The 26,717-nt window shown below is 65.8% G+C and carries 24 protein-coding genes; 18 read left to right on the top strand and 6 right to left on the bottom strand.

The window, feature by feature from the left end:
• The first annotated feature begins 32 nt into the window (after positions 1-32).
• Both GGR03_RS01115 and GGR03_RS01110 read left to right on the top strand, forming a co-directional pair.
• Entirely contained in the window at positions 33-1,211 is a 1,179-nt protein-coding gene (locus GGR03_RS01115) for an efflux RND transporter periplasmic adaptor subunit (RefSeq protein WP_183205555.1), read from the top strand.
• On the top strand, positions 1,208-4,393 hold the full coding sequence (locus tag GGR03_RS01110) for an efflux RND transporter permease subunit (RefSeq protein WP_183205553.1): 3,186 nt from the start codon (positions 1,208-1,210) through the stop codon (positions 4,391-4,393). The genes GGR03_RS01115 and GGR03_RS01110 overlap by 4 nt, the downstream gene beginning before the upstream one ends.
• An 8-nt stretch (positions 4,394-4,401) precedes the next feature.
• Here the strand turns inward: GGR03_RS01110 and chrA are convergent, their stop codons facing one another.
• Positions 4,402-5,625: a chromate efflux transporter gene (gene chrA, locus GGR03_RS01105; RefSeq protein ID WP_183205550.1), complete on the bottom strand. Its 1,224-nt coding sequence runs from the start codon at positions 5,623-5,625 to the stop codon at positions 4,402-4,404.
• A gap of 326 nt (positions 5,626-5,951) precedes the next feature.
• Here chrA and GGR03_RS01100 point away from each other — a divergent pair, with 326 nt between their 5' ends.
• Positions 5,952-6,998, top strand: a complete 1,047-nt coding sequence (locus GGR03_RS01100; protein ID WP_183205549.1) for a histone deacetylase family protein — start codon at positions 5,952-5,954, stop codon at positions 6,996-6,998.
• A 72-nt stretch (positions 6,999-7,070) separates the two neighbouring features.
• Here GGR03_RS01100 and msrB read toward each other — a convergent pair whose 3' ends face one another.
• From msrB to GGR03_RS01085, 3 genes are all read right to left on the bottom strand, one after another.
• The gene (gene msrB / locus GGR03_RS01095) at positions 7,071-7,478 is read right to left on the bottom strand and encodes a peptide-methionine (R)-S-oxide reductase MsrB (protein WP_183205547.1); all 408 of its coding nucleotides are present in this window, start codon (positions 7,476-7,478) and stop codon (positions 7,071-7,073) included.
• A gap of 159 nt (positions 7,479-7,637) precedes the next feature.
• Positions 7,638-8,285 (bottom strand): bifunctional nicotinamidase/pyrazinamidase, encoded by a 648-nt coding sequence (pncA, locus tag GGR03_RS01090; RefSeq protein ID WP_183205544.1) that lies wholly within the window; start codon positions 8,283-8,285, stop codon positions 7,638-7,640.
• A 158-nt stretch (positions 8,286-8,443) separates the two neighbouring features.
• Positions 8,444-8,794: a hypothetical protein gene (locus GGR03_RS01085; protein WP_183205542.1), complete on the bottom strand. Its 351-nt coding sequence runs from the start codon at positions 8,792-8,794 to the stop codon at positions 8,444-8,446.
• 483 nt (positions 8,795-9,277) lie between these two features.
• On the opposite strand from GGR03_RS01085, the gene GGR03_RS01080 reads away from it, so the two are divergent.
• The 4 genes from GGR03_RS01080 (at position 9,278) to GGR03_RS01065 (ending at position 11,736) form a co-directional block, all read left to right on the top strand.
• Positions 9,278-9,646 (top strand): hypothetical protein, encoded by a 369-nt coding sequence (locus tag GGR03_RS01080; protein WP_183205540.1) that lies wholly within the window; start codon positions 9,278-9,280, stop codon positions 9,644-9,646.
• A 55-nt stretch (positions 9,647-9,701) separates the two neighbouring features.
• Complete coding sequence (locus tag GGR03_RS01075) at positions 9,702-10,433, top strand: hypothetical protein (protein WP_246367555.1); 732 nt, start codon at positions 9,702-9,704, stop codon at positions 10,431-10,433.
• 356 nt (positions 10,434-10,789) lie between these two features.
• Complete coding sequence (locus GGR03_RS01070; protein ID WP_163043604.1) at positions 10,790-10,936, top strand: ABC transporter; 147 nt, start codon at positions 10,790-10,792, stop codon at positions 10,934-10,936.
• 155 nt (positions 10,937-11,091) lie between these two features.
• The gene (locus GGR03_RS01065; RefSeq protein ID WP_183205538.1) at positions 11,092-11,736 is read left to right on the top strand and encodes a hypothetical protein; all 645 of its coding nucleotides are present in this window, start codon (positions 11,092-11,094) and stop codon (positions 11,734-11,736) included.
• 107 nt (positions 11,737-11,843) lie between these two features.
• Here GGR03_RS01065 and GGR03_RS01060 read toward each other — a convergent pair whose 3' ends face one another.
• Complete coding sequence (locus GGR03_RS01060; RefSeq protein WP_343058595.1) at positions 11,844-12,743, bottom strand: GntR family transcriptional regulator; 900 nt, start codon at positions 12,741-12,743, stop codon at positions 11,844-11,846.
• Here GGR03_RS01060 and dctP point away from each other — a divergent pair.
• From dctP to GGR03_RS01010, 10 genes are all read left to right on the top strand, one after another.
• Positions 12,700-13,689, top strand: a complete 990-nt coding sequence (gene dctP / locus GGR03_RS01055; RefSeq protein WP_183205536.1) for a TRAP transporter substrate-binding protein DctP — start codon at positions 12,700-12,702, stop codon at positions 13,687-13,689. The two genes, GGR03_RS01060 and dctP, sit on opposite strands and share 44 nt — an antisense overlap.
• A gap of 72 nt (positions 13,690-13,761) precedes the next feature.
• Positions 13,762-14,301, top strand: a complete 540-nt coding sequence (locus GGR03_RS01050; RefSeq protein ID WP_183205534.1) for a TRAP transporter small permease subunit — start codon at positions 13,762-13,764, stop codon at positions 14,299-14,301.
• A gap of 1 nt (position 14,302) precedes the next feature.
• Positions 14,303-15,628, top strand: a complete 1,326-nt coding sequence (locus tag GGR03_RS01045; RefSeq protein ID WP_183205532.1) for a TRAP transporter large permease — start codon at positions 14,303-14,305, stop codon at positions 15,626-15,628.
• Positions 15,628-16,980, top strand: coding sequence for a malonyl-CoA decarboxylase (locus GGR03_RS01040; protein ID WP_183205530.1), 1,353 nt, complete (start codon positions 15,628-15,630; stop codon positions 16,978-16,980). The genes GGR03_RS01045 and GGR03_RS01040 overlap by 1 nt, the downstream gene beginning before the upstream one ends.
• Positions 16,977-18,506 carry a malonate--CoA ligase gene (locus GGR03_RS01035; RefSeq protein ID WP_183205528.1) on the top strand — a complete coding sequence of 510 codons (1,530 nt, stop codon included), beginning with the start codon at positions 16,977-16,979 and terminating at the stop codon, positions 18,504-18,506. The genes GGR03_RS01040 and GGR03_RS01035 overlap by 4 nt, the downstream gene beginning before the upstream one ends.
• A 143-nt stretch (positions 18,507-18,649) precedes the next feature.
• Entirely contained in the window at positions 18,650-20,662 is a 2,013-nt protein-coding gene (locus tag GGR03_RS01030; RefSeq protein WP_252920130.1) for an EAL domain-containing protein, read from the top strand.
• A gap of 258 nt (positions 20,663-20,920) precedes the next feature.
• Positions 20,921-21,262, top strand: a complete 342-nt coding sequence (locus tag GGR03_RS01025; RefSeq protein ID WP_183205526.1) for a response regulator — start codon at positions 20,921-20,923, stop codon at positions 21,260-21,262.
• Between the two features lie 558 nt (positions 21,263-21,820).
• Positions 21,821-22,819 (top strand): ABC transporter substrate-binding protein, encoded by a 999-nt coding sequence (locus tag GGR03_RS01020; protein WP_183205524.1) that lies wholly within the window; start codon positions 21,821-21,823, stop codon positions 22,817-22,819.
• Between the two features lie 214 nt (positions 22,820-23,033).
• Positions 23,034-23,921 carry an ABC transporter permease gene (locus GGR03_RS01015; RefSeq protein WP_183205522.1) on the top strand — a complete coding sequence of 296 codons (888 nt, stop codon included), beginning with the start codon at positions 23,034-23,036 and terminating at the stop codon, positions 23,919-23,921.
• Entirely contained in the window at positions 23,914-24,981 is a 1,068-nt protein-coding gene (locus GGR03_RS01010; RefSeq protein WP_183205519.1) for a quaternary amine ABC transporter ATP-binding protein, read from the top strand. The genes GGR03_RS01015 and GGR03_RS01010 overlap by 8 nt, the downstream gene beginning before the upstream one ends.
• 25 nt (positions 24,982-25,006) lie before the next feature.
• On the opposite strand, the gene GGR03_RS01005 is transcribed toward GGR03_RS01010, so the two are convergent.
• Complete coding sequence (locus GGR03_RS01005; RefSeq protein ID WP_183205517.1) at positions 25,007-25,213, bottom strand: hypothetical protein; 207 nt, start codon at positions 25,211-25,213, stop codon at positions 25,007-25,009.
• A 244-nt stretch (positions 25,214-25,457) separates the two neighbouring features.
• On the opposite strand from GGR03_RS01005, the gene bmt reads away from it, so the two are divergent.
• Positions 25,458-26,468 carry a betaine--homocysteine S-methyltransferase gene (gene bmt, locus GGR03_RS01000; protein WP_183205515.1) on the top strand — a complete coding sequence of 337 codons (1,011 nt, stop codon included), beginning with the start codon at positions 25,458-25,460 and terminating at the stop codon, positions 26,466-26,468.
• Positions 26,469-26,717 lie beyond the last annotated feature (249 nt).

The following is a 26,717-nucleotide window of genomic DNA, read 5'->3' as shown; positions in this document are numbered from 1 at the left end:
GTACTTTCTCTTCCGTGCTCGGGTGCCTCATTATGAACGATTGTCTGCGCGGTAGACGCCGCCGCTCGTTGCTCTCGCTCCTCGCTTCCCTCCTCCTGTTCCCAACCGTTGCACAACCCGCCGCCGCTCAGGCGCCGGCTGCGCCGCCGCCACCCGTCACGGTCGCCAAGCCGATCGTCCGGGAGATCGTCGAGGATGACGAGTTCATCGGCCGCTTCGAGGCGGTCGACGAAGTGTCGATCCGCGCCCGGGTGGGCGGCTATCTCGAGACGGTGCATTTCCGCGACGGCGCCCTGGTCAAGGTGGGCGATCCGCTGTTCACCATCGACCAGCGGCCGTTCCAGTTTGCGCTCGAGCAGGCGCAATCGCAGCTGGCGGTCTCGGAGACCTCCCTCACCTTCGCCGAAAGCCAGTATCGGCGGGCCGAGGAACTGTCGCAGTCGGGTAACATCCCGGTCTCGACGGTCGACGACCGGCGGCGCGAGTTCCTGGCGGCGCAGGCGAGCCACGAGGGCGCCAAGACGGCGGTTGCCTCGGCACAGCTCGACCTCGAATATACCGAGATCACCGCGCCGATCGCCGGGCGCATCGACCGGCGTCTGGTCTCCACCGGCAATCTCGTGCAGGCCGACCAGACCATCCTGACCAGCATCGTCTCGCTGGATCCGATCGACTTCTATTTCGACATCGACGAGCGCGAGTTCCTCGCCTACGCCCGCGATGCCACCGAGCGTGGCGGCAACCTGCAGGAGGGCGCTGGCGGCCTTCCGGTGGTCGTGCATCTTCCCGACGGCGGGACGGACGCGATCAGCGGAGAGCTGAATTTCGCCGAGAACCGTATCGACCGGGAGACCGGCACGATGCGGGTGCGGGCGCGATTCCCCAATCCCGACCTGACGGTCCTGCCGGGCCTGTTCGGGCGGGTCAACGTGCCGGGCTCGCTCCCGCACCAGGGCGTTCTGGTGCCGGACGAGGCCATCGGCGCCGACCAGGATCGCCGGATCGTCTATGTGGTGGGCGAGGACAATACGGTGTCCGCCAAGCCGGTCCGCACGGGACCCCGCCTCTACGGCTATCGCGTGGTGCGCTCCGGCCTTACCGGCGAAGAAACGATCGTCGTCAACGGACTGATGCGCGTGCGGCCGAACATCAAGGTCGACCCGCGGCCCGAGACCCTGCCGCCGGAACGGGTGGCCGAGGGCGCACAATGAGGTTCGCCCACTTCTTCGTCGACCGGCCGATCTTCGCCAGCGTCATCTCGCTGCTGCTGCTGATCATCGGCGGCATTGCCTACACGCAGCTGCCGGTGGCGCAGTACCCGGAGATCGCACCGCCGACGGTCGTGGTGCGCGCGCAATATACCGGCGCCGACGCCGAGACCGTAGCCAACACGGTGGCAACGCCGATCGAGCAGGAGATCAACGGCGTCGAGAACATGCTCTACATGTCCTCGTACTCGACCAGCGACGGCGCGATGAGCCTGACGATCACCTTCCGGCTCGGCACCGACCTGGACGAGGCGCAGGTGCTGGTCCAGAACCGCGTCGCGGTGGCGGAACCCCGTCTGCCCGAAGAGGTCCGCCGGATCGGCGTGACGACCTTGAAGAGTTCGCCGGACCTGATGATGGTCGTCCACATGCTGTCCCCCAACGGCAGCTACGACCAGCTCTACACGTCGAACTATGCCCGTTCGCGCGTCCGCGATTCCCTGCTCCGGCTCGACGGCGTCGGCGACCTGATCATCTTCGGCGAACGCGAATACTCGCTGCGGATATGGCTCGATCCGGACAAGCTGTCGTCCTACGGCATGACCGCCGGCGACGTCGTCCAGTCGCTGCGCGACCAGAACGTTCAGGTTTCCGGCGGCGCGATCGGAGCGCCGCCAAATGACGGCGAGAACGCCTTCCAGTACACGGTGACCACGCAGGGCCGCTTCGAGGATGCGCGCGACTTTCGCTATGTCATCGTCAAGTCGACCACAGACGGGCGGCTGATCGAACTGCAGGACGTGGCGCGGATCGAACTCGGCGCCCGGGATTACGTCACCAACAGCTATCTCAACGGCCAGCCGGCAGTGGCACTGGCGATCTTCCAGCGGCCGGGCACCAATGCGCTCGCCACCTCTGAAGAGGTCATTGCCACGATGGAGCGGCTGTCGGCGGACTTCCCGCCGGGGCTCTCCTACCAGATCGTCTACAATCCGACGGAATTCATCTCGGAGTCGATCAACGAGGTCTACAAGACGATTTTCGAGGCCATCATCCTGGTGGTCGTCGTCATCATCGTGTTCCTTCAGTCGTGGCGAACGGCGTTGATTCCGATCGTCGCGATCCCGGTGTCCCTCATCGGCACCTTCGCGCTGCTGCTCGCCTTCGGTTTCTCGCTCAACATGCTGACGCTGTTCGGCCTCGTGCTGGCGATCGGCATCGTCGTCGACGACGCCATCGTCGTGGTCGAGAATGTCGAGCGCAACATCGCCGAGGGCATGACGCCGAAGCAGGCGGCGCACCAGACCATGGACGAGGTCGGCACCGCCGTCATCGCCATCTCGCTGGTGCTGATCGCGGTGTTCGTCCCGACGGCTTTCATCCCCGGCATATCGGGGCAATTCTACCTGCAGTTCGCGGTGACGATCGCGGTGGCGACGGCGATCTCGGCGTTGAACTCGCTCACCCTCTCGCCGGCGCTGGCCGGGATCCTGCTGAAGTCGCACGACCACCAGCCACCGCGGTCCCGTATTGCGCGGTTCGGCAGCAGCCTTGCCAATGGCTTCAACCGCGGGTTCGACCGCATGGCGAACGGCTACGCCAGGGCGGTGCGCTTCCTGGTCTCGACCCGGGTCGCGCTCGCTGCCATGCTGCTGATCTTCGCGGGCCTGCTCTACGCCACCTACCATATGGCGACGACGGTACCGCGCGGCTTCATCCCGACGCTCGATCAGGGTTACGCCATCACCGTCATCCAGTTGCCGGAGGGTGCCTCGCTTGCCCGTACGGATGCCGTGGTGCGCCGTGCCTCCGAGATCATCGAAGCAACACCTGGGATTGCCAACGCCGTCGCCTTCTCCGGCTTCTCCGGCGCAACGTTCACCAATGCGTCCAACGCCGGCGTGATCTTCGCCGCCTTCGACAGTTTCGAGCAGCGCGGAGAGGAAGGCCTGGGAGCGGACGCCGTCATCGGCTCGCTGTTTGGACGTCTCCAGGAGATCCAGGAAGCCTTCATCATCGCCATCCCGCCCCCGTCGATCCGCGGCGTCGGCAATGGTGGCGGCTTCAGGATGCAGGTCGAAGAACTCAACAGTTCCGACGTGCGGACGATCACCGGGCTCGCGCAGGAAATCGTCGGCGCGGCCAACCAGACGCCGGGCCTTGCCGGGGTATTCACGACGTTCTCCGATTCCAGCCCGCAGCTCTATCTGGAGATCGACCGCGACAAAGCCCGTATGCTCGACGTTCCGATCCCGAACATCTTTGAGACGCTGTCGATCAATCTCGGCGCATCGTACGTGAACGATTTCAACGCGTTCGGCCGAGTTTATCAAGTGCGGGCGCAGGCCGACGAGCGCTTCCGCGTCGAGCAGGAGGACATCCTGCGGCTGAAGGTCCGTTCGGCCGCGGGCGCGCTGGTGCCGCTCGGCACGCTGGTCGAGATCCGCGACGTCACCGGCCCGGCACTGGTCCAGCGCTACAACATGTACGTGTCGATCCCGATCCAGGGGAACCCCGCCCCCGGCACCTCTACCGGCCAGGCACTCGACAGCATGGAGTCCGTCGCCCGCAACATCCTGCCGCCGGGTACGACCTTCGAGTGGACCGAGCTCGCGTATCAGGAGCGCCAGACAGGCAACACCGCGATCTTCATCTTCGGCCTGTCGGTGCTGTTCGTGTTCCTCGCGCTGTCGGCCCAATACGAGAGCTGGACGCTGCCGCTGGCGATCATCCTGATCGTGCCGCTTGCCGTTCTCGCCGGGCTGCTGGGGGTCGCCTATCGCGGCTTCGACAACAACATCCTCACCCAGATCGGCCTGATCGTGCTGATCGGCCTCGCCGCGAAGAACGCCATCCTGATCGTCGAGTTCGCGCGGCAGGCGGAGGAGGCAGGCGCCAATGCGGTCGACGCCGTGGTCGAGGCATGCCGGCTGCGGCTGCGGCCGATCCTGATGACCGCCTTCGCCTTCATCCTCGGCGTCGTGCCGCTGGTCATCGCCAGCGGCCCGGGCGCGGAGATGCGGCAGTCGCTCGGCACCGCCGTGTTCTCCGGCATGCTCGGCGTGACCTTCTTCGGCCTGTTCCTGACCCCGGTCTTCTTCGTGGTGCTTCGGGCGCTGTTCAGCCGTCACCGCCGCGAGACGCCGCCGGAGCGGTCCGATCTGGAGGCGAGCCCGGCGGAATAGCGTTCAATTCAGAGGGCGACGAAGCCGGCCAGGCCGGCTGCGATGACGACTGCCCATGCCGGGACGCGCCACGACGCCAGCAGCACGAAGGCCACCGCGGCAATCGCCATCGTGCCCTTCGACGTGATGCCTTCGGTAAAGACCGGGTCGTAGAGCGCCGCGGCGAGAAGCCCGACCACCGCCGCGTTGACCCCGGCAAGCGCCCGCTGCGACAACGGCGCGCTGCGCAGCCGCTCCCAGAACCGCAGCGCGCCGACAATCAGCAGCGCCGACGGCAGGAAGATCGCGACGAGCGCGATGGCCGCCCCCGCAATGCCCGTCGGCGGCGCGTTCATGACCGCGCCGAGATACGCGGCGAACGAGAAGAGCGGTCCCGGCACCGCCTGGGCTGCGCCGTAGCCCGCCAAAAACGCGTCGCGGCTGACGAGGCCGGGGTCGACGACTTCCGCCTGGAGCAGCGGCAGGACCACGTGGCCGCCGCCGAACACCAGGGCGCCGGCACGGTAGAAACCATCGAACAGCGTCACCGCGCCATTGCCGGTCGTTGCGGAGAGGATCGGAAGGATCACGAGCAGCGCGGCGAAGAGTGCCAGTGCCCCGAGCGCCACGGCGCGGCTGACCGGCACCGCCAGGCCGCCCGAATCCGCCACCCCCGGTGCAAGACCGCGCAACCACGCGAGGCCGAGTACGGCGCCGATGCCGATGACGAGCACCTGGCCCCAGGCCGTCGGGATCAGCAGCGCCAGCACCATCCCGGCCACGGCGATGGCGGCGCGCTCTCGATCCGGGGTGAGGCTTCGTGCCATGCCGAGCACGGCATGCGCGACGACCGCGACGGCGGCCGCCTTCAACCCCTCGATCCAGCCCGAGCCTCCGTCCGCGCCCAGCGCCGAGGCGCCATAGGCGAAGGCGACGAGCAGGATGGCCGACGGCAGGGTGAAGGCCGTCCAGGCCGCCAGCAGGCCGAGATAGCCCGCTCGCTGCAGCCCGATCGCCATGCCCACCTGGCTCGAGGCCGGTCCGGGAAGGAACTGGCAGAGCGCGACGAGGTCGGCATACGCCCGGTCGCCGAGCCATTGCCGGCGAACCACGAACGCCTCGCGGAAATAGCCGATATGGGCGACCGGCCCGCCGAACGAGGTGAGGCCGAGCAGAAGGAACACGCGGAACACCTCGAGCGGAGACCCGGGACGGCCCTGCCCGACAGCCGCGACACGCTCGCTGGCGCTCATGAGCCGTCAGCGGGCATCAGTGCCCATTTGCGTCGGGTGACCGATGCGCCTGCCGTCATGGATTTCCCCCTATAGTTCACCGGCACAAAAGCCGACCGGTTCCCTCCGCGCAAGCCTGACATGAGTCTTGTAACCGCACCGAGGAAACGGCAGCATGACACTCCACCTTCGCCCTATCCAACGCCTCTTATTCCGTCCTCAGGTCCGACGTGACCTCATCGATCGTTGATGCCCGCGGCAACGATCATGCGCCACCGGCCCTGCCCTCCATTGCGGCACCGGCCGGCTGGCGAAGGCGAACCGAGCTCGCAACGAAAGCCTGACGCATGCGCCTGTTCTTCTCGCCCGAGCAGCTTGCCCATCGGCCCACCCAATACGGCGTCCACGGCCGGCTCATAAAGCCGCTGGAGAATCCGGAGCGCGGCGAGACGCTGATCGCCTCCCTCGGCCAGCTTGGCCTCGTGGCGGAATTGCCGGCACCCATCGCGCGGGAGACCGTGACCGGGGTCCATGCGGACCACTATGTCGGATTCCTCGAGACGGCGTTTGAGCGGTTCCAGGCGCTGCCCAATGCCGGGCCGGAAGTCCTGCCCAACGTGCATCCGTATTATTCGGGAGCGACGCAGCTGGGTGCCCGTCCCCGCCCCCGCACGACGGGGATACTCGGCCAAGCCGGCTGGTATATCGGCGATCTCTCCTGCGCCATGACAGCAGGCTCGTTCAGAGCGGCGCTTGCCTCTGCCGCCTCGGCGGCTGCGGCGGCGCAGGCGGTGCTGGACGGCGAGACATCCGCCTACGCCCTCTGCCGGCCGCCCGGCCACCACGCCTATCCGGACCGCGCCAACGGCTTCTGCTTCCTGAACAATGCGGCGATCGCAGCCCAGCAACTGCGCCAGCGCTATGAGCGCGTTGCGATCATCGACTTCGACACCCACCACGGCGACGGCACCCAGGCGATCTTCTACAGCCGCGACGACGTCTTCGTCGGGTCAACCCATACCGACCCGTCGGCGTATTATCCGCACTTCTTCGGCTATGCCGAGGAGCGCGGCGCGGGTGCCGGCGAGGGATTCAACCTGAACCTGCCGCTGGCTCCGGGCGCTGGCGACGCCGCCTTCGTCGCGGCAGTCGAAAAGCTGGCGGGAGCCGCAACCCGGTTCGGCGCCGAGGCGCTGGTCGTCTCCGCGGGCTGGGACGCCCATCGCGACGACCCGCTCTCGAAACTCGACGTCACCACCGCAGCCTACCCGCTCGTCGGTCGGCTCCTCGGCGGCTTGAACCTGCCAACGGTGATCGTTCAGGAAGGCGGCTACTCCCTCGCCGCCGTCGCCGAAGCCGCGCTAGCCTTCGTCGCGGCGTTCCAGGAGGGCTGACGGGCACCCTGCCCGCCGCAGCCTGTCCAGGCCGGCCGCGGCGATCAGGGCTGAACCGGCCTTCGTCCGTGCTCAGCCCTGGTCGGGCTCGAAGTTCATCGCGACGCCGTTGATGCAGTAGCGCAGGCCCGTCGGCGGCGGCCCGTCCGGGAAGACGTGGCCGAGATGGCTGCCGCAGCGGCTGCAGTGGCATTCGGTGCGGATCATGCCGTGGCTCCGGTCCTCGGTCGTCTCGACCGAGCCTTCGACCGGCGTGTCGAAGCTCGGCCAGCCCGTACCGCTCTCGAACTTGCGTCCCGCGACGAAGAGCGGCTGGCCGCAGCCTGCGCAGGTGAACATGCCCGGACGCTTCTCGTGAAGCAGCGCGCAGCTGCCCGGGCGCTCGGTGCCATGGCCGCGCATGACCGCGTACTGCTCGGGAGTCAGGACGGCGCGCCATTCGGCATCGGTGCGGGTGAAGGGGTAGGTCTTGGCATCCATGCTGGGCTCCTGGCTTTGACACGTGCGCCCGTCAGCGCAGTCGGCGCCTGCTCAACGAACCAGGGCGCCACCCGCGGTCGCGACCGAGCGCCGCGTGGCACTCATATAGGCGGGCGCTCGGCGGTGCGCGAGGGTCGAGGCTGCGGATCGTCCGGGCTCTCAGGAACCCGCGGAGACTCCGAGCGCCGCGGCATCCCGTCTGTCGACGCCCGCCCCCCGCATGTCCTCCCAGGCACGCTCCAGCGACCCGTCGAGATCGATGGCGCGACAGGCATCCTCGATGACGACCACCTCGAACCCCGCAGCCCGCCCGTCCAAGGCGGTCCAGGCGACGCAGAAATCGGTGGCGAGGCCGGCGACGATGATCCGGGTCGTGCCGCGTTCGCGCAGATAGCCGGCGAGGCCGGTGGGCGTCCGGCGGTCGGCCTCGCGGAAGGCGGAGTAGCTGTCGACGCCGGGACGAAACCCCTTGCGCAGGATCAGCTGGACGCCGGGCAGCACGAGTTCGGGGTGAAGTGCCGCGCCGTGCGTGTCCATGACGCAGTGATCCGGCCACAGGACTTGTGCCCCGTAGTGAAGATCGATCATCTCGAACGGATCGCGGGCGTGCGTCGAGGCGAACGAAGCGTGCCCCGGCGTGTGCCAGTCCTGTGTGACGGCGATGACCGGGAACAATGGCGCCAGCCGGTTGATCACCGGCACGACAGCTTCCCCGCCTGGAACGGCGAGCGCGCCGCCGGTGCAGAAATCGTTCTGGACGTCGACGACGAGCAGCGCGTCGTCGGATTTGATATCGAGTTTTGGCATAAGGCGAAGATGGCACCGATCGTGTGACCGGAAAAGGTCGACCGCCGCTGCCGGCACGGTCAGGTCCAGGGATTGCCTGCCCAGCAGGATCCCTCACCGCGCTCGGCGCACGCCTCTGAGACGCCGGCCCCGCGGTGGCAGGCCCGGCGTCAACGTTGTCAGTCGAAAGATGCGTCCGCCCGCAGTTCGGGGGCCAGGCGGTGGGTGACCTCGACGCGATCGCCGGTGCGGGCAATGACGACATCGTTGCTCCGCTCGCCCAGCGTCGCCGGTACCGCGATGGTGACACTCTGGCCGTCGGCTAGGGTGGAAACGACGCGGATGGGCTCGCCGCTCTCGCCATTGCCGATCGTGGCGACGACACGGAAGCCGTCCGGCTCCACGGTGTAATAGGCAGCGCCCGTGATTCCGCCCAGCGCGATGCCATGGCCGGCAAGCGGCTTCAGTTCGCCCGCACCGGCGTTCGTGGCGACGGCAACTACCAGGGCTGCTGCGAAAATGGTCTTCATGGTCTGATTCCTAAGATCCGTTGTGGACCTCCCGCAGCACAAGCTATGCGCGATTGCTGCACTGCACAACGACATGGCAGCCATGAGGATTTGCCGGGACGGAATCCCTAAGAAAAGAACCTGAAGATTGAAGCGGCGCATCGTCGCCCCCGAAGGGGCCGCGGCGCCTGGGGTGAGCCGACGGCGCGGCAATGCGGCTCCCGCGGGAACAGCACATCGGACTCTCGCGAGACCCAACAGGAGGTCTGGACCAAAGTTCGCAAAATCAGGCTGAACGATCGGAAGATGATGGCGAAACTGTTTCCCGGCGCCGAGCTTTGGATCGAGAAGGTGGCGGGGCTTTCGAAGTCTGTTATGGTCATCGGACGATCAGCAGCGTGAAGCGAAGGCTGGCCCGGCGGGCACCATCTGCGCACGGCGATCGCATGGGAACGGATGCGGTGCACCGGGCCTTATCACCACATGACCGATCCGGAGAACGACATGAGCGCATCGACGCGTCAGCCAAAGCGATTGATCGCGCTGGGCCTCGGCCTGTTTCTGGCCCTGACCGGCAGCGGGTTTGCACAGGTGGCAGAGCCGGCAGCCGACGTCGAGAACCCCAACGGACTGGTGGAGGTTTCGCTCGGCGACTGGGGCGTCAAGACTGCGCTTGCCAAGGATCTGTCCATGGGGATCGCCGATGTTCCCCTGACCATTTCCGTGCCAGCCGACATGGCCGCCGAAGTCTGCCCGATCTCCGACGAGGATCTCGAGCAGCAGGAAGTGATCAGCCCGACGCGAACCTGCGCAGCGAAGAGCCTGACCGACGGCCTGCGGGCCGAGGTGCGGAAGCAACTCCAACCGCAGTGACCGCGCTGGACGACGGCCGTTGCGGCAGCCCCCTCTGGCTAGCCGGAGCAGCCGGATGTCGCGACTCAAGTGCCACACCTTTGCCGGAATCCTCGCCTCAGAGGTTGTTTCGTGCGCGGAAGTCCCGCAACGGAACGCGCGGGCCGTTTCCGGCCTTCTTCCTGAACCGGCCAGTGCCGGTCGGCCTCGATTTTCGCCTCGGCGTGAGACCACACCTTCCTTCGGCGTCGAATCGCGCGGAAGGCACTTGAAAGGCATTGAGATGCGCATCGCCGCGACCCTGGCCGTCAGCCTCATCCTGTCCGGATGCGTGACGGGTGGTAACGACCTCGAGGACGCACTGCGCCTGACGGAGGCCGAGGACGATGCGCACTGCCGGAGCCTGCTGATCCAGCCGGGCGAACTCGTCTACGCGCAGTGCCGCCTGGCGATGCGCAAGACCTACCTGAACAACTACAATTCGCGCAAAGCCCAGATCCAGCAGCAGTACGGCTTCGTGTCCACGGATCTGGATCAGGCTTTGCGGGCCGACGCGTTCTGCAACTATGACGAGTCGGTGAAGGAAGCGGTCAAGCCGGTCGCCGAGGACGTCGCCGCCGCAGTCGCCTACGGAAACTGCGCCACGACGCGCGATCTGCTGCTGCAGGCCTTCCAGACCGCGACCGGCGCCGATGGCGTCGCCTTCTCCTTTGCGGAGCAGCCGCTGATCGTCCAGCAGAACATCACTGCAGTACGCGAGGCGCGGCTGGTCATCAGCGGTCCGGGAGTCGCTCAAGTTTCACTGTGACGGCTCAGGCATTTGATTCTGTTGAGCCCTGAGCACCCGGACGACGCGGATTCTCGCGGAACGTTGCACGATTTAACGAAGGTTGAGGCGTTCTGGCCATACGTGGCAGTCGCCTGATCGGAAGCTCGTTCAAAGCGTGAACGACAGCGATTTCAAGGCTGTGCCCGCTTTGGCCGTTCTGGCCGCAACCATTTGTTTAGATTGAGGAGACGGTTCCCCCACGTTACCGGCGCAGTGTGGCTTTTCGGCACTTGCCGCTATCGCCTAAAAGCAACAGGTTGCCGACGCACCGGCCGCAAACAGCGTCGGGAATTTGAACTGCGGCATCAACCGTCAGGCACTGATAGGTAGCTACTATGAAGAAAGTCATCATCGCATCGGTCGCGTGCTTCGCTCTCGCAAGCTTCGCCGGCTGCATGGGCAAGGGCATCGGCAAGGGCAAGGGCAAGGCCCCTGTCGCAGAGCCGATGGTCGTCGAAGAGACGTACGTCACCAAGGGCTAATGCCCTGGGTATCTTGGGGGGAGCCGTTTTCGCGCTTCCCCCAAGTACCGCCTCAATTCAAGTCCATGACCCGCGGCGTCCCTACGCACGTCGGGTGTCGTGACTCGGCCATGCCGAGACGGGGACAACTGATCCCTTTTGCAAGAGGCATGTCAATGTCGTTGTCCCTGATTCGGTTGGCCTTCGTCGCCTGCCTGGGAATCGCCCTCGCCGGCTGCACGTCGACCGCATCAGATACGACGATGTCGGGTGCCCCGATCGCTTCGGCCGCCACCCTCGCAACGCCTGCCGCCTTCGCGCCGACCGATTCCGCGCCCGGCACGTTTGCGCGAGCCAAGCCCTATTTCGTTGAATTCCGTGCCCGTTCGGCGATGAGCTACGGCCACACCTTCGCGGTGTTCGGCGTCCTCGACCAGAACGGCCGCGTGCCGACCGACGCCAACGGCGTGCTGATCCCGAACATGACCGAGGTCACCGGCCTGCATCCGGCGTCGACCAGCAACGTGCCCTATACGATCGGCCACGTGCTGCCGGTCCCTTCCGAGACCGGACCGAGCGACGGCGACACCGAGAATGCCTACATGACGGCGCGCTACCGGATCGATCTGACCGAAGCGCAGTACCGCGACCTGGTGGCCTTCATCCGCAAGAAGCAGAGCAGCAGCCCGGTCTGGCATGCGGTGCTATACAATTGCAGCGCCTATGTCGGCGACATCGCCAAGCACCTCGGCCTCAAGACGCCAAACTCGATGCTGTTCCCGAAGGAATACATCAACAAGCTCGAAGAGCTGAACAGCTGACGGATCTGCCGTCGGCCCGTTTCATCGCAATGTGACACGCCAGATGCCAGGTGGCCCCGCCCCTGGCATCTTGCGTTGGCGAGCCCACGACAGCCGAGCCGGCGTCGTCACCCGCGGCGCTGGCCGTCGCGTTCGCTGACGCCCGCTACGAGATCGGCAAACCGCTCGCCCTGCACGGCGATGTGGTCGCGCAATTCGCGCTCCGCCGCCTCCCCGTCCCCCGCCACGATCGCCGCGACGATACGGCTGTGCTCGGCCAGCGACTGGCGCAGCCGCTGCGGAACCCGCAACTGCAGGCGACGATATGCCTTGAGCCGGTGATGCAGGCGCCTCGCCTCGACGGCAAGAAACGCGTTGCCGCAGGCGTCGTAGATCGCGTGGTGGAAGCGTTCGTTCTCGTAGTAGTAGGCGTCGGGATCGCGCCGCTGCGCCGCCTGCTCGCAGGCCGCGAGCGCAGTCCGGAGCGCGTCGAGGGAGCTCCGCTCCGCCCGCCGGGCCGCCAGCCGGCCAGCCATGGCTTCCAGCTCGGCCATCACCTCGAACATCTCCACCAGTTCGGCAAGGCCGACATGCCGGACGAAGGCGCCGCGATTCGGGATCTGCTCGATGAGGCCGGCGGACGCCAGCTGATTGATCGCTTCGCGGATCGGTGTCCGGGATACGCCGAAACGCTTCGCCAGTCCCGATTCGTCGAGGCGTTCGCCGGCTTCCCGCGCCCCGGTCACGATCTCCTGCTCCAGCGCGTCGCGGATGTCGCTTGCGCGGGGCCGCGGGCCGGGCGGCCGCCCGGAGATGGCCCCGGCGGACGCCGGTTCGTCCCCAGATAGCTCCAGGGGAGCAGCAACAACGGTCGTTCCATCCGAGGGAGCCATGAAGATCGTATACAATCCGGTTGACATGGCATGCAAGAGCGTATTGGCTCGCCTGAATGCGCTGGGAGGCGCTTCCAAGGGAGGAAAAATCATGAAATCGATTCTGCTTTCGGCCGTCTGCACGCTGGCGATCACGGCGGGCGCGCTTGCCCAGGACGTGACGCTGCGAGCTTCGCACCAGTTCCCCGGCGGCAAGGGCGACGTCCGTGACGAAATGGTCCAGATGATCGCGCGAGAGGTCCAAGCGGCGAATGTCGGACTGACCATGCAGGTCTTCCCGGGCGAGTCCCTGTTCAAGGCTGGCGACCAGTGGGCCGCCGTGACCAAGGGCCAGGTGGACATCACGGCTTTCCCGCTCGATTACGCATCGGGCCGCCATCCTGAGTTCTCCGCGACGCTGATGCCGGGCCTCGTCGGCAATCACGAACGGGCGGCACGGCTCAACGATTCGCCGTTCATGGACTCGATCAAGGAGTCGATCGACAAGGCCGGCGCGATGGTTCTCTCCGATGCGTGGCTCGCCGGCGGCTTCGTCTCCTCGCAGAACTGCATCACGACACCCGAGAGCGCCAAGGGTCAGACGCTGCGGGCCGCAGGTCCGGCCTTCGAGCATATGCTGGTCGGCGCTGGTGCCTCGATCTCCTCGATGCCGTCGTCGGAAATCTACACCGGCATGCAGCAGAACGTCCTGCAGGGCGCCAGCACCTCCTCCGGCTCGCTCGTGTCGTTCCGTATCTACGAGGTCGCCAAGTGCCTGACCGCGCCGGGCGAGAACGCACTCTGGTTCATGTACGAGCCGGTGATCATGTCGAAGCGCTCGTTCGAGCGGCTCACCGAGGAGCAGCAGGCTGCGCTCATCGCTGCAGGCGAGAAGGCCGAGGCGTATTTCGCCGAGGAAGCGCCGAAGCTCGATGAGAAGCTGGTGGAAGCTTACAAGGAAGCCGGCGTCGAAGTGGTCGAGATGTCCAAGGAAGACTACGACGCCTGGCTCGCCGTCGCCCAGGAGACCTCCTACAAGGAGTTCGCCGAGAAGGTGCCGAACGGCCAGAAGCTGATCGACGACGCGCTCGCGGTCGAATAGGCGGCAGTCCGGCAACCGATTGTTCCCGGGGACCGGCCTGCCGGTCCCCGCTCCTCTTGCGTGGTACCCGACATGCGGTCCTTCATTGCTGCCGTCTCGGCAGTCTCGCGATTTCTCGGCCTGATCGGTGGCATCCTCCTCGTCACCGCCATTCTCTCGGTCACGCACATGGTCTTCGTGCGCTACGTGCTGGTCCAGTCCACGGTCTGGCAGACGGAGTACACAATCTACGCCATCGTCGCCGCGACCTTCCTGGGCGCGCCCTGGGTGCTGATCGAGCGCGGCCACGTCAATGTCGATCTTCTCCAGATGGCAGTCGGACCGCGTGTGCGACTTGCCCTGCAGATGCTGTCCGGCCTCGCCTCGATGGTCTTCGTCGGCCTCCTGGCCTACGCCGCCTGGTATCATTTCGAGGAAGCCTGGGTGAACGGCTGGACGACCGAAACGGTCTGGGCCCTGCCGCTCTGGATCCCCGTCCTGCCGATGCTCGTCGGGATGGTTTGGCTGCTGGTGCAGTACATCGCGGAACTGATGCGGCTATGGCTCGACGGTGCGGACCCGGCACTCGGCGCGCAGGAAGCGCTCTTCTCCGACATCGCGAAGGGAGCCTGACATGGATCCGACCGTTTCCGGCCTTTCCATGCTTGCAGGACTGCTGGTGCTGCTCGCCATCGGCGTTCCCGTCGCCTTCTCCCTCGGTCTCGTCTCGATGGGCGCACTGTTCGTCGTCTACGGGCCTTTCTTCCTGGAAACCATCGGCGAGCAATTCCTCGGGGGGCTGGCTTCCTTCGGCCTCGTCGCGGTGCCGATGTTCATCCTGATGGGTGCGGCCGTCGCCTCCTCGCCGGCCGGCAAGGACCTCTACGAAGCGCTGGACCGCTGGCTGAACCGCGTGCCCGGCGGGCTGGTCCTGTCCAATCTCGGCGCCTGCTCGATCTTCTCGGCGCTGTCCGGTTCCTCGCCCGCCACCTGCGCCGCGATCGGCAAGATGGGCATCCCCGAGATGCGCCAGCGCGGCTATCCGCCGGAAATCGCTGCCGGATCGATCGCAGCCGGCGGCACGTTGGGCATCCTGATTCCGCCGTCGGTCACGATGATCGTCTACGGCATCGCCACCGAAACCTCGATCGGGCGGCTTTTCCTCGCCGGCGTCGGGCCGGGGATCATGCTCACGGCGCTGTTCATGATCTGGACGATCTACTCCTGCCGGCGGCAGGGCCTCGGGCTGACCGAGCTCAGCCAGCGCTTCACCATGCGCGAACGCTTCGCGGCGCTGCCGCGCGTGCTGCCGTTTCTCGCGATCATCGTCGCGGTACTGTTCGTCCTCTATGGCGGTATCGCCACGCCGTCCGAGGCCGCCGGCGTCGGCGCGCTGTTCTGCCTGATCCTCGTTGCGGTGATCTACGGCATCTTCTCGAAGTCCTGGAAATTTTCCCAGATGGGCGGGATCTTCAGGGACACGCTGAAGGAAAGCGTGATGATCATGCTGATCATCGGGGCGTCCGAGCTCTTCGCCTTCGCCCTGTCGTCGCTGTTCATCACCCAGTCGATCGCTGCCTTCATCGCCGACATGGACGTCAACCGCTGGGTGCTGATGGGGATCATCAACCTGTTCCTGCTGGTCGCCGGCTTCTTCCTGCCGCCGGTGGCGGTGATCCTGATGACCGCCCCGATCCTGCTGCCGATCATCATGGGCGCCGGATTCGATCCCTACTGGTTCGCCGTGATCCTCACGATCAACATGGAAATCGGCCTGATCACCCCGCCCGTCGGGCTCAATCTCTACGTCATCAACGGCATCGCGCCCGATATCTCGCTCGGGCAGATCCTGCGGGGCTCCCTGCCCTATGTCGGGTGCATGGTGCTCGGGATCGTGCTGCTGTGCCTGTTCCCCGACATCGCGCTCTTCCTGCCGAACCTCGTGATGGGCCCTTCGTAATGAGCCGGGTTTCGCTGCTCTCCGACCTTCTCTCCTCGATCGGGGCGCGCTCCTGGTTCCTCGGCGACGACGCGACGCGCCGGATCGCCTTGCCGGAGCTCGCCGGCCTCTGCCACCGGCTGGTATCCTCGCGCGGTGAAGCGTCGGGTGTCCGGCTGGCCGCCAACATCCTGAAGGGCATCCGGGCGCTGGACGACGCGGATGCCGAACGGTTCTTCGCAATTCTGGCCGACGATTTCGGGCCGGACGCGGCAGCGTTGCGGGAAGCCGCCGATGCCTATGCCAGCGCGCCGAGCCCGGCGACGCTGTCGACGCTCCAACGCCTCGCCGAACCGCCGCGCCAGGAACTGTTCCGCCGCCTCAATCTCGCGCCCGGCGGCACCGCGGAAATCGTCCGGCTGCGCGAGCGGCTGCTGCCGTTCCTGCGGCGGGACCGCGAACGGCTCGGCCCGGTCGAGGACGATCTGCGGCATCTGTTCCAGTCCTGGTTCAATCGCGGCTTTCTCCTGATGCGGCCGATCGACTGGAACACGCCGGCCAGCATCCTGGAGAAGATCATCCGCTACGAGGCGGTCCACGCGATCGCGACATGGGAGGAGCTGCGCCAGCGGCTGGCGCCGGCGGATCGGCGCTGCTTCGCCTTCTTCCACCCCTCGATTCCCGACGATCCGCTGATCTTCGTCGAGGTGGCCCTGACGGTTGAAATCCCGGCCTCCATCGCCTCCGTCCTCGACCCGGCCCGCCCTGTCCTGGCCCCCGAGGCGGCGCAGACGGCGGTGTTCTATTCGATCTCGAACTGCCATGCTGGCCTCGCCGGTGTCAGCTTCGGCTCTTTCCTGATCAAGCAGGTGGCCGAGGATCTCAAGGAAACCGTCCCGAGCCTCAGGACCTTCGTGACGCTGTCGCCGGTTCCGGGCCTCGCGGCATGGCTCGCGGGACTGTCGCCCGCCGGAATCGAGAAGCTGGAAGCGAACGAGAAGCAGGCGATCGCCATCGTGGGCGAACCGAACTGGACGGCCAATACCGCCAAGGTGGAAGCGGCGCGTCCCGGCCTGCTGTCGCTGGGGGCACGATACTTCCTGCGCGCCAAGCGGCCCGACGGCCGGCCGGTCGATCCGGTGGCGCGCTTCCATCTCGGCAACGGGGCGATGCTCAACCGGATCATGCATGTCGGCGACATCTCCGCCGGCGGGCTCGCGCAGGCGCACGGGCTGATGGTCAATTATCTCTACGATCTTCCGCGTGTGGAGCAGCGGCACGAAGCCTACGCGACCGACGCGGAGATCGCGGCCAGCCGGGCGGTGACCTCGCTGCTCCCGGGTCGCGGCAGTGCAATGAAGGACGTAGCATGACGAACCGCTTGTTCGATGGCCTGATGGAAGCGGGACGACGCGATCCGGGAAAGCGCTTCGCCGTGCTTCCTGACGGGCGGAACTACTCCTACGCAGACGTGGAAGCGGTCTCGGCGCGGTTCGCCAACGTGCTGATCGGTCTCGGCGTGCAACCCGGAGACCGGGTGGCGGCGCAGGTGGAGAAATCCATCGAGGCGCTGATGCTGTATCTCGGCACCGTGCGGGCCGGCGGCGTCTTCCTGCCGCTGAACACCGGCTATACCGGCTCAGAGATCGGCTATTTTCTCGATGACGCTCGCCCGACCGTGTTCGTCTGCGATCCCGCTTCCCGCGACAGCCTCGCACCATTGGCCGAAAAGGCCGGCGCTCGCATTGAGACCCTGGGTGTCTGGACGTCCGCCGACCGAAGCGGCGGTTCGCTTTTCGATGCCGCGCTGGCCGCGCCGGAGAAGTTCGATTCTGTCGCACGGGCCGGAGACGACCTTGCGGCCATCCTCTACACATCGGGCACGACCGGCCGCTCCAAGGGCGCGATGCTGACGCACGACAATCTCCTGTCGAACGCTGAGGTGCTGCGCGACACCTGGCGCTTCACGGCAGACGACATGCTGCTGCATGCCCTGCCGATCTTCCACACGCATGGACTTTTCGTCGCGTCGAACACCGTGCTGATCGTCGGAGCATCGACGATCTTCCTGCCGAAATTCGATGTCGAGCAGGTGTTTCGCTACCTGCCGCAGGCGACCACGATGATGGGCGTCCCAACCTTTTACACGCGGCTGCTTTCTGACGAGCGGCTGACCCGCGAGGCGACGGCACACATGCGGCTGTTCGTCTCCGGGTCGGCGCCCCTGCTGGCAGACACCCACCGGGAATTCGAGGCACGCACCGGCCAGCGCATTCTCGAGCGCTACGGCATGACCGAGACCAGCATGAGCACGTCCAACCCCTATGAGGGCGAGCGACGGGCCGGCACGGTCGGCTTCCCCTTGCCGGGGGTGGCACTCCGCGTGGTGGATGCCGAGACGGGCAAGGAACTGCCGCAGGGCGAGATCGGGGTCATCGAGGTCAAGGGGCCCAACGTCTTCTCGGGCTACTGGCAGATGCCGGAAAAGACCGCGGCAGAGTTTCGCGACGACGGCTACTTCATCACCGGCGACCTCGGCCTGATCGATCCCGATGGCTACGTGACGATCGTCGGGCGCGGCAAGGACCTCGTCATTTCCGGGGGCTTCAACATCTATCCGAAGGAAGTCGAGATCGCCCTGGACGAGTTGCCGGGCGTGGTCGAAAGCGCCGTGATCGGCGTGCCGCACCCCGACTTCGGAGAGGGTGTGGTCGGCGTCGTGGTGGCGAAGGGGGCCGTGCGCGAGGACGAGCTCACTGCGGCGCTCAAGGAGCGGCTGGCTCGGTTCAAGCAGCCCAAGCGCATCGTCTTCGTCGACGAGTTGCCCCGCAATACGATGGGCAAGGTGCAGAAGAACGTCCTGCGCGAGCAGTTCGCCGATCTCCTGTCGAAGGCCTGAGAGGACGCAGCTGATCAGGACAGCTCCCACTGCGCGAGCAGCGTAGTGGGAGCTGTCCTGCCCGTATCGGGCTCTGGCACTTCATCGGCAAATTCTCGCAAGTCGCCGAGCCGAAAGAATATTTACCTTCTGGATCTAGCATCGTGGCACGGAACAGTGCGACGAGTGCAATGCTGCTCAACACCATCAGGCGATACTGGGCAACAGTCTGCGGCGGCGTGGCAGTTACCGGTTTCGTGATCATGAGCATCCTGTGGCTCGGCAGCGCGTCGGTCGGGGAGCTGGTCGAGGCGGAGATGCGTGCGCGCGGCGCCAATTTCGTGCGCCTTCTGCTTGGCCCGCAGGGACAGGTCGACGCTTTCCTTACCGGCATCGCGCGCGATCCGAACGCAGAGACGACGATCCGCACGGTTGCGAATCTGGCGGACATCGAGAGCTTTGCGGTCTTCAGCCAGCAGGGCGAGGAAGTATTCCGGTCCCGATCCGACCGTTACGAGTGGCTCCTGCGCGATCGCCCCGGAGGCATCAGTTCCGGCGATCGCCTGTCGCCATCGTTGCTGGAGCGACAGGGCGAGTGGCAGGTCGTGCACGATGAGGGTCGCACCAACTCGTCCGTTGTCGCGCCACTGATCCGCGACGGTGTCACGATCGGCTACTTGTCGGTCGTCGCCAACATGGACGAGAGCCGCGCCGCCTATGCCGGCACGCTGGGCCGCACATCGGCGCTCGTGGCCTTTGTCCTCTGTCTGGCGACCGGCGTCCCGTTCCTGCTCTATCTGCGCCGCAAGCGGAAGATCTCCGAGGCCGACGAGCGGATCCAGTTCCTCGCTAACCATGATGGCCTCACCCATCTCCTCAACCGCCGGCGCATGCAGGAAGAGACCGACCGGGTGATGGCAACGGCCCGCGCCACGCGCGAACGGGTCGCGTATCTTTACATCGACCTCGACGAGCTTTCGGAGATCAACAACAGTCTCGGCCACGGATGCGGCGACGAGCTGCTCCGCACCGTCGCCACCCGGCTCGCCGCTGCCGTGGACGAAGGCGACCTCGTCGCCCGCATCGGCGCCGACGACTTCGCCGTGCTGCACCGGCGCTCCAGCGACGTCGCCGCGATCGCCAGTTTTGCCCGGCGCATCAGCGATTCCGTCTGCGAGCCCGTACAATTGGGCGGGCAGACCGTACGGCCGAGCATCTCGATCGGCTGCGCCCTCGCCCCGCAGGACGGCCGGATCCATTCCGAAATCGTCAAGCACGCCGAGATCGCGCATCTTCATCACAAGGCCGACAAGGGCCGGAGCCTGGTCTTCTTCGATCCGTCGATGGACGACGAGATGGCCCGCCGTCGCCAGATCGAGGCGCTGGTGCGCGAAGCCGTCGAGAAGGACCGTTTCGAGCTTTTCTACCAGCCGATCGTCAATGGCGACGGATCGCGGCTGCTGGGCTTCGAAGCATTGCTGCGCCTCGGCGATACCCAGGGCGGCTACATCTCGCCCACCCTCTTCGTGCCGATCGCCGAGACGCGCGGCTATATCAAGGCCATCGGCAGTTGGGTGATACGCGAGGCAGCGCGGCAGATCGCCCTCTGGCCCGAGCCGCTGTTCGTGTCCGTCAACCTCAGCGCGGTGCAGTTTCGCGACGGCGACCTCGTCGACATCGTCCAGTCGACGTTGCGAGAAGCCGGCATCCCCGGGCGCCGGCTCGAGATCGAAGTCGTGGAATCGCTGCTGCTGGAGCGTTCGGAGGACGTGCTGGAGCAGCTGGGCCAGCTGAAAGACCTCGGCATATCCATCGACATGGACGATTTCGGCACGGGCTACTCGTCGCTGAGCTATCTGTGGCGGTTCCCCTTCGACAAGTTGAAGATCGACCAGTCCTTCATGGTCGCGCTCACCAACGGCGAGCCCAACGTCCCGCAGATTCTCGAGACGATCGTCGCGATGGCCCATACAATGCAGATGAAGGTGACGACCGAGGGCATCGAGACCGACGCCCAGGTCGAGCTGATGAAGCGCCTCGGCTGCGACCAGTTGCAGGGTTATCTCTTCGGCAAGCCGATGCCGGCGGAACGCGTCGCCTCGGAAGTTCTCACGCGCTTCCGGATCGGCGAGGCCGAGAGCATCCGTCCCCTGTCCAGCGCCAAGGCGGCGGGATAGCGGAGCTCATCCCATCTGCCGACCTGCGGGCCCGCGAGTGCCCACCGGAACTCCACCACGACCCTGCTGATGGAGGTGCGAGACATCGCAAAAGTCTCGGCGCAACGTTCCGACCGCCAACATGGTTGTTCTTTTCAACCTTCTGAAGTGGTCATAGTTAATCGAAAGTTGCTTCGCAAAAAGTTCTGAAATTTTTCATGTTCCCGCAACCGCTTCCGCACCGTGCGCATTTAACACGGGAAATCGAAGGGTCTGACCATGAAAATCCTCATTGTTGAAGACGAGCCGATCATCGCCATCGATCTTGAAGACATCGTGCTGAGCCAGGTCGGGGCGGCCGAAGTGCTGGTTGTCGATTCCCTCGATGCGGCGCTGTCCTCGCTTGCCGGCGGCATCGATTTCGCCCTGCTGGACATTGCGCTGGGCTCCGCAGGCGAGACCTCCTTACCGATCGCGCAGCGCCTTCTACGTGATCGCGTGCCGTTCTGCTTCGTCTCCAGCAGCCTCGACAATCTTCCGGCAACCTTCAACGCGGTGCCGAAAGTGTCCAAGCCCTTCCGCCCCGAGCAGGTTGCCGAGTTATTGCCGGTAGCGGCCTGACGTTGGGGCGGTGGATTATCGACGCACCCGGGCCTGCGGCCTGGGCGCCGTTGAAGCGTCGACTGTCAGGGATGGGAACGGCAGGAGGGGGTCCCGGTACGCACAACCTGATCCGGTCCTGCCTTCCTGCCGCGTCCTGATTCTTAGCCGCAACCAGTTACCGAGCCGTTAGCTTGGCGAGCGCGTCAGGAAAGTCGGCGACCGGTCCCTTTGACGTGGGAAATCCGCGGCAAGCGAGCGACGTGTAGGATCGAAAGCCTCTGCCCGGCCCACTTCCCTACGCCATCCGTAAGATGCCACCCCCGAAGTGCGACCCTCCGCTCGGAAGGTCGCTGACACCTCTGTATCAGCCCTTTCCCGGTGCCACCGGTCGTCGCCCGCCAGAAATATGTTGGAATCGTGGCCAGCAGGGTCTAGCTTCTGCCTTGAGTTCCGAGAAAACGTGCTGTCTTCCCTAGGACAGTTGCGAAGGCTTCGGCTCGCCTCGGCGTTTCGGCCGATGCGCGGTGGCAACTCCTGTCGCCGATGTCCCTAGAAACTCGAAATCAGGGAAATCTGATGAAATCACTTGTTACGGCCACCTTGCTGGCGGCAGCTGTTTTCAGCTTTGCGCCGACGGCATCTGCTCAGGACAACTGCGAGATTACCATCTCCAACATGAATTGGGCCTCCGCCGAGGTCATGGCCGAAATCGACCGGTTCATCATCGCCGAGGGCTTCGATTGCACGGCCCGCCTGATGCCCGGCGACACGATGCCGACCTTCGCATCGATGACGGAGAAGCAGGAACCCGACGTAGCGCCCGAAATGTGGGTCAACCAGTTCCGCGAGCAGATCGACGCGGCTGCAGAGGAAGGCACGATCGAATTCGGGGCGGAAGTGCTGGCCGACGGCGGTGAGGAAGGCTGGTGGGTGCCGGACTATTTCGCCGAGGCACATCCGGAGATCAAGACGGTCGGCGACGCGCTCGCCCACCCGGACCTGTTCCCTTCCCGCGAGGACCCGAGCAAGGGCGCCGTCCACGGTTGCCCGGCGGGCTGGGGCTGCCAGATCACCACCGCCAACCTGTTCAAGGCCTATGACGCGACGGATAAGGGCTTCGTCCTCGTCGACACCGGCTCGGCCGCAGGCCTCGATGGCTCGATTGCCCGCGCCTACGAGAACGAGGAGCCATGGCTCGGCTATTACTGGGCACCGACTGCCATCCTCGGAAAGTATCCGATGGTGAAGCTCGCCTTCGATGCCGAGCACGATCCGGAAGAGTGGCAGCGCTGCACGACCGTTGCCGATTGCCCTGATCCGAAGATCAATGCCTGGACCAAGTCCGAGGTCTTCACCGTGGTGACGCCGCGGGTCGCCGAGCTGTCGCCGGGTATCGTCGCCTATCTAAAGGGCCGCTCCTGGAGCAACGAGACGGTCAACAATCTGCTGGCCTGGAAGGAAGACAACCAGGCCACCGGCGAGGACACCGCCCTGTATTTCCTCGAGAACAACGAGGCGGTCTGGTCGAACTGGGTGTCGCCCGAGACGGCAGACAAGATCAAGCAGGCTCTCTGATCCCGCCATCCCCAGCCGACCTGGCTCATAGCGACCGCAGGTCGCATGGGCATGCAGGGTCGTGGCATCAATTTCATCACGGCCGCGGCGTCGCCGCGGCCGTTCGCATATGAGGAGATCGCGCAGGGCGCAGCGTCGGTATCTGCCTGCGGTTCCCTGATGCTTCCTTCCTCCTGTAAGAATCCCGCTGGACGACGAGAAGGAGCCCTGTCGCTTGGACTGGCTGACCGAATTTCCCCAGATCGCGGGCCGTGACCTGCGACTGATGTCCCGCACAATCGACCAGCATTACCGCGCGTTCTCGCGGGCCTATGGCGATACGATCGAGGCGATGTTCCGCCCGCTGCTCGATTTCCTGCTCTGGTTCGAGCGGCTCCTGCTGGGCACGCCGTGGTTCATCGTGCTCGGCGTCATCGTGCTGGTCGTCTGGCTCGCCAGCCGCTCCCCGAAGATCACCATCGGCACCGCCATCGCGCTCACCCTGATCGGCGTTTTCGGCATGTGGGAAGACACGATGCGGACGCTGTCGATCATCATCGTGTGCACCTTGATGTCGATCGTCGTAGGCCTGCCGATCGGCATCCTGATGTCGCGCTCGAACCGCGTGCAGGCGGTGATCAATCCGATCCTCGACGTGATGCAGACGATGCCGTCCTTCGTCTATCTGATCCCGATCGTCATGCTGCTCGGAATCGGGCTGATCCCGGGGCTGATCGTGGTGGTGATCTACGCGATGCCGCCGATCATCCGGCTGACCAATCTCGGGATCCGGCTGGTCGACAAGGAAGTGCTCGAGGCCGCCAACGCCTTCGGCTCCTCCACCTGGCAGCGGCTGATGCAGGTACAGTTGCCGCTGGCGCTGCCGACCATCATGGCCGGCATCAACCAGACCATCATGATGGCCCTGGCGATGGTCGTCGTCGCCTCGCTGATCGGGGTGCGGGGGCTCGGCCAGCCGGTGCTGCAGGCGATCACCAACCAGTACTTCACCCAGGGCGTGCTGAACGGTCTCGCCATCGTCGCCATCGCCATCATCTTCGACCGGGCCAGCCAGGCCTACGGCAAGCGCCTCCAGCGCCACCGGGAGGCCGCCCATGGCTGATGTCGCCATCCAGATCCGCAATCTCTACAAGATCTTCGGCCCCGATGACAAAGCGCTGGTGGCCAAGGTCCGGGACGGCATGACCAAGGCCGAGCTGCTCAACGAGCACTCGCACGTGCTCGGGCTCAAGGACATCAACATCGACATGCCGGCGGGCGCCATCCAGGTGGTGATGGGGCTTTCCGGTTCCGGCAAGTCGACGTTGATCCGGCACATCAACCGGCTGATCGAGCCTTCCGCCGGCGAGGTGCTGATCGGCGGCGAGGACGTCGTCGCGATGTCGCGCCACCGGCTGCGGGAGTTGCGCCGGCACCAGATCTCCATGGTGTTCCAACGCTTCGGGCTGCTGCCGCACAAGACGGTGATCGACAACGTTGCCTACGGGCTCAAGGTGATGGGCAAGTCCGCGGCCGAGCAGCGCGACGGTGCCACCCGGTGGATCGACCGGGTCGGGCTGAAAGGCTACGAGGACAATTATCCCGCCCAGCTGTCCGGCGGCATGCAGCAGCGCGTCGGCCTTGCCCGCGCACTCGCGACCGATGCCGACGTGCTCCTGATGGACGAGGCCTTCTCGGCCCTCGATCCGCTGATCCGCACCGACATGCAGATGGTGCTTCTGGATCTCCAGCAGGAGCTGAAGAAGACCATCGTCTTCATCACTCACGATCTCGACGAGGCGCTGCGGCTGGGCGACCGGATCGCGATCCTCAGGGACGGCGAGATCGTCCAGCAGGGGACGGGACAGGAGATCGTCCTGAACCCCGCCGACGACTACATCTCGTCCTTCGTTCGCGAAGTGAATCGCGGCCGGGTGATACAGGTCGAGACGGTCATGGAGAGGCTGCCGGCAGACGGCGCCCCGTTGGAAGAGGGCAGCCTGTCGATCCGCAAGGGGACGGTCCTCGAGGAAGCGGCGCGGCGGATGAGCGCGCATGGCGGCGTCAACGCACGGGTCGAGGACCAGGCGGGCAAGCCGCTCGGCACGCTGACGATGCGCGGTCTCATGGCGGCGATGGTGACGCCGGTGGTCAAGGATGGGCTGCAGTCCGACATGCTGTAGCGGATCAGCAGGCCTTGGATGAGGGTCAGGCGGCCCGGTGCTGCGGCTCAGGCGCCGCTTCGCCGGCGAAGAGCCGCTCGTAGCATTGCGCCAGGAGGTCGAGGTCCACCGGCGCCTGCCGGATCAAAGCGAGTTCGATCGTCGCGCGATCGTAACCTTCCTCGAAGAGCGCGGCGATCGCCGCACAGACCATGCCTTCCTCGTCGAGCCGCTTGGGTGCGCGCTGAAACATCGCCGTCTCCCCCGTATCCTGGCCTGCGCCCTGGCCCCGCCGGACCGTCCCCATGGATGCGCAGCCAGCTAATTCGTACCGCGCCGGGCTTGGCCAGGGCTTGCGCAGGGCCATCTCGGCAGCGGCGAGCGGAACGCGGGATGGCGACATGATCATGTCGCCGCCAGACTTTCGCTGTGGAAAAGCGCATGGCAGGGTCGTCTCGCCAGATGAGCCCTGCCCGTCCGTACCGGAGCCGCATGTCATGACCGACCTTCTCAGCCGGCTTCTCGCGGAAAAGGGCGTGCTGCTCGCCGACGGCGCCACCGGCACCAACCTCTTCGAGGTTGGGCTCGAGTCCGGAGAAGCGCCGGAAATGTGGCTGGAGAGCCATCCGGACCGGATCGAGGCGCTGCACCAGGCCTTTGTCGACAATGGCGCGGACATCATCCTGACCTGCTCCTTCGGGGCCAACCGGCATCGACTGAAGCTTCACCAAGCCGAGGACCGGGTCCACGAGATCAACAAGATCGCCGCGGAGCTCGCCCGCTCGGTTGCCGACCGCGCCGGGCGGCCGGTCGTTGTCGCGGGCTCGGTCGGGCCGACAGGCGAGTTGCTGGTGCCGCTCGGCGCGCTGACCTACGAGGACGCCGTCACCGCCTTCCGCGAGCAGGTCGAGGGGCTGAAGGACGGCGGCGTCGACGTCATCTGGATCGAGACGATGTCGGCCGCCGACGAGGTTCGCGCCGCCGCCGAGGCGGCGATCGCCTGCGGCATGCCCTATACGGTCACCGGCTCCTTCGACAGCGCCGGGCGAACGATGATGGGCATCCATCCCAAGGAGTTCCACAAATCGGTCGACGGCCTTTCCGAGGCGCCGCTGGCGCTTGGTGCCAATTGCGGGGTCGGCGCCTCCGACATGCTGGCCACCGGTCTGGAGTTCGAACCTGCCGGCGCGGCGCTGCTGCTGAAGGCCAATTGCGGGATCCCGCGCTTCGTCGAGGGCAAGACGGTCTATTCGGGCACCCCCGAACAGATGGCGGATTATGCTCGCCTCTCCATCGATCTCGGCGCCAGGATCATCGGTGGCTGCTGCGGGACCTCGCCGCATCATCTGGGCGCCATGCGCCATGCGATCGACACTCATCAGCGGCGCGGACGTCCGACAATCGAGACCATTGTCGCCGCCGTCGGACCGCTGGTGAACAAGCCGGCATCCGAGGTGGCGGAACCACGAGCGGCCACGGGCGGCCGCCGAGGCCGCGCCAGGGACTGATCGGGCCCGCCACTGGATCGAGGCGCCTCTCTTATAGGCAGTTTCGACGCACGCCGAACTTTCAGCCATCCTTAATAGGTTCACCTTCAACTGTTGCCTTGCGGCGCAGCAGGATAGTGAACAGTGCGACTTCCAGGATTTCTTTGTCTCGGCCTCGCCATGCCCTCGGCGGCGACGGCCAGCGTGACGGCAGCGTCTGCTGCGCCGCAGCGGCCCGACGCCTTTGTCTGGGTGCTGGTCGCTGCAAGT

Origin of the sequence: Aurantimonas endophytica (assembly GCF_014196845.1) — a bacterium.
Lineage (GTDB): Bacteria > Pseudomonadota > Alphaproteobacteria > Rhizobiales > Rhizobiaceae > Aurantimonas > Aurantimonas endophytica.
Note: the sequence above shows the minus strand (reverse complement) of the source record. Positions and strands in the feature narration are given on the sequence as shown.